We start from the raw sequence: 3687 nt of genomic DNA on the forward strand, positions 1-3687 counted from the left end.
ACATCGTATAGAGAGAAATCAATCAACACTGTTTGATCGCGCCGAGTGTGGCGCTGATCTCGGTCGTTTCCATCATCTGATGGACGGCACGGTTTGGGTCTAGCCGGCCCTGTCTCGTGTATCGCGACTGAAAAGAACAGAGTTGTCCAAGTCAAATATACTAACCCGAGCGACCTGCGTTGATCAGCTGCACGGCTGGGAGACCATATGGGGTTGCTCAATTGTCCTCGTCCAAGTGGCGGGGGCGGGAAATGTATGTTTTTGGTTCAGAAGAACGATCGCCTTTAGTTACCAGCTGGGTGATCACGATCGACATAGTCGAAGCCTGCAGGCCGAAAGGCCGAAAGGCTTCACGCGCTCAAGTAGCCGAACAGGCGGTAGCGCAACATGTTATGTCTTTCTTTTTCTGGATCAAATCAAGCGCGAGAAGGGCGTTTGGTGAATGCCTTGGCAGCAAGAGGCGATGAAAGACGTGATACTCTGCGATAAGCCATGGGGAGCTGAGAATAAGCTTTGATCCATGGATTTCTGAATGGGGCAACCCACCTGAATGTTTGTTATTGTTGGCACAGCTGATCAATAATGAGCATGAACAGGTACTTAAGACCTGAATACATAGGGTTTTAAGAGCAAACCCGGGGAACTGAAACATCTAAGTACCCGGAGGAAAGGAAATCAATTGATACTCCCCTAGTAGTGGCGAGCGAACGGGGACCAGCCGAGCCGTGAGTGTGAATAGAACCTGTTGGGAAGCAGGACCATAGAGGGTGACAGTCCCGTATATGAAGCATGATCGGACGTATTAAGTAGGGCGGAACACGTGAAATTCTGTCTGAAGATCGGAGGACCACCTTCGAAGGCTAAGTACTCCTTGCTGACCGATAGCGAACCAGTACCGTGAGGGAAAGGTGAAAAGCACCCCGACGAGGGGAGTGAAACAGTACCTGAAACCGAACGCCTACAATCAGTCGGAGCCTCCTTGCGGGGTGACGGCGTACCTTTTGTATAATGGGTCATCGACTTGGTCTCACGAGCAAGCTTAAGCCGTTAGGTGTAGGCGTAGCGAAAGCGAGTCTTAATAGGGCGAATGAGTTCGTGGGATCAGACCCGAAACCGAGTGATCTAGGCATGGCCAGGTTGAAGGTAAGGTAACACTTACTGGAGGACCGAACCCACATCCGTTGAAAAGGATCGGGATGAGCTGTGCCTAGGGGTGAAAGGCCAATCAAACTCGGAGATAGCTGGTTCTCTGCGAAATCTATTTAGGTAGAGCGTCATCCGAATACCCCGGGGGGTAGAGCACTGGATGGGTAATGGGGCCCCACAGGCTTACTGATCCTAACCAAACTCCGAATACCCGGGAGTACTAGATGGCAGACACACTGCGGATGCTAACGTCCGTAGTGGAGAGGGAAACAACCCTGACCTACAGCTAAGGCCCCCAATTCATGGCTAAGTGGGAAAGCAGGTGGGACGACCAAAACAACCAGGAGGTTGGCTTAGAAGCAGCCATCCTTTAAAGATAGCGTAACAGCTCACTGGTCTAAATAAGTTGTCCTGCGGCGAAGATGTAACGGGGCTCAAGCCATGAGCCGAAGCTTAGGATGCCGTAAGGCATGGTAGCAGAGCGTAGTGTGACATAGAACTCATCCGTATTTGCATCTGTGTTGTGTAACAGCAGCGAGGTGTAATGACGGATCGAGTTCTTTCGATGAAGCCGGCCTGTGAGGGATCCGGTGGAGAGATCACTAGTGAGAATGATGACATGAGTAGCGACAAAGAGTGTGAGAGACACTCTCGCCGAAAGTCCAAGGGTTCCTGCTTAAAGCTAATCTGAGCAGGGTAAGCCGGCCCCTAAGCCGAGGCCGAAAGGCGTAGGCGATGGGAACTAGGTTAATATTCCTAGGCCAGGAGGATGTGACGGATCACAGGTGTAGTTCAATCTTATCGGATTGATTGGGCTGCTGAGTGGTTCCTGGAAATAGCCCTCCATCAGACCGTACCCTAAACCGACACAGGTGGACTGGTAGAGCATACCAAGGCGCTTGAGAGAACGATGTTGAAGGAACTCGGCAAAATACCTCCGTAAGTTCGCGAGAAGGAGGCCCGGTTCCTAGGCAACTAGGGGCTGGGGGCACAAACCAGGGGGTGGCGACTGTTTATTAAAAACACAGGGCTCTGCGAAGTCGCAAGACGACGTATAGGGTCTGACGCCTGCCCGGTGCCTGAAGGTTAAAAGGAGAGGTGAGAGCCTTGAATTGAAGCCCAGGTAAACGGCGGCCGTAACTATAACGGTCCTAAGGTAGCGAAATTCCTTGTCGGGTAAGTTCCGACCTGCACGAATGGCGTAACGACTTCCCCGCTGTCTCCAACATCGACTCAGCGAAATTGAATTGCCTGTCAAGATGCAGGCTTCCCGCGGTTAGACGGAAAGACCCCGTGCACCTTTACTACAGCTTCGCACTGGCATCAGGATTGTGATGTGCAGGATAGGTGGTAGGCTTTGAAGCAGGAACGCAAGTACCTGTGGAGCCTCCCTTGAGATACCACCCTTCGCACTCTTGATGTCTAACCGCGGTCCGTTATCCGGATCCGGGACCCTGCGTGGCGGGTAGTTTGACTGGGGCGGTCGCCTCCTAAAGCGTAACGGAGGCGCGCGAAGGTTGGCTCAGAGCGGTCGGAAATCGCTCGTTGAGTGCAATGGCAGAAGCCAGCCTGACTGCAAGACTGACAAGTCGAGCAGAGTCGAAAGACGGCCATAGTGATCCGGTGGTCCCGAGTGGAAGGGCCATCGCTCAACGGATAAAAGGTACGCCGGGGATAACAGGCTGATACTGCCCAAGAGTCCATATCGACGGCAGTGTTTGGCACCTCGATGTCGGCTCATCTCATCCTGGGGCTGGAGCAGGTCCCAAGGGTACGGCTGTTCGCCGTTTAAAGAGGTACGTGAGCTGGGTTTAGAACGTCGTGAGACAGTTCGGTCCCTATCTGCCGTGGGTGTAGGAGACTTGAGAGGAGTTGCCCCTAGTACGAGAGGACCGGGGTGAACGATCCACTGGTGGACCAGTTGTCGTGCCAACGGCAGTGCTGGGTAGCTATGATCGGACAGGATAACCGCTGAAGGCATCTAAGCGGGAAGCCCCCCTCAAAACAAGGTCTCCCTGAGGGCCGTGGAAGACCACCACGTCAATAGGCCGGAGATGTAAGCGCAGTAATGCGTTCAGTTGACCGGTACTAATCGCCCGATAGGCTTGATTTGATCCAGTAATGGAAGGACAAATCAAAGACATACACACCCTGAGTTGGATGGCTGTGTCGCGCCAAGCGACACTGTTGATTGACATAACAACCGTGCAGGACCGCGCATCCGCTTCGCGAATACGCTGCCTCCTGCCCGTCGCTTTTTTGCTCCGCAAAAACAGCGACGTGGGGATTTTCCTCGGTTTGGTGGTCATAGCGCAAGTGAAACACCCGGTCCCATCCCGAACCCGGAAGTTAAGCACTGCCGCGCCAATGGTACTTGGGCTTAAGCCCCGGGAGAGTAGGTCACCGCCAAACCTAGCAAAATCCCCAAATCTCTCTAAAACGATGAAAACAAATCTGACTCTGACGCGGGATGGAGCAGCCCGGTAGCTCGTCAGGCTCATAACCTGAAGGTCGCAGGTTCAAATCCTGCTCCCGCAACCA

Annotated in this window: 1 tRNA gene and 2 rRNA genes; all 3 read left to right on the forward strand. The window is 53.3% G+C overall.

Annotation, left to right across the window (positions count from 1 at the left end):
* Positions 1 to 414 precede the first annotated feature (414 nt).
* The 3 genes from ACR0CE_RS20355 (at position 415) to ACR0CE_RS20365 (ending at position 3687) form a co-directional block, all read left to right on the forward strand.
* Positions 415 to 3259: ribosomal RNA gene (locus tag ACR0CE_RS20355) — 23S ribosomal RNA — on the forward strand.
* A 184-nt stretch (positions 3260 to 3443) separates the two neighbouring features.
* Positions 3444 to 3558, forward strand: a 5S ribosomal RNA gene (gene rrf / locus ACR0CE_RS20360).
* Positions 3559 to 3610: 52 nt separating this feature from the next.
* Positions 3611 to 3687 (forward strand) — tRNA-Met (locus ACR0CE_RS20365).

The organism is Ruegeria sp. L11, from assembly GCF_056531755.1.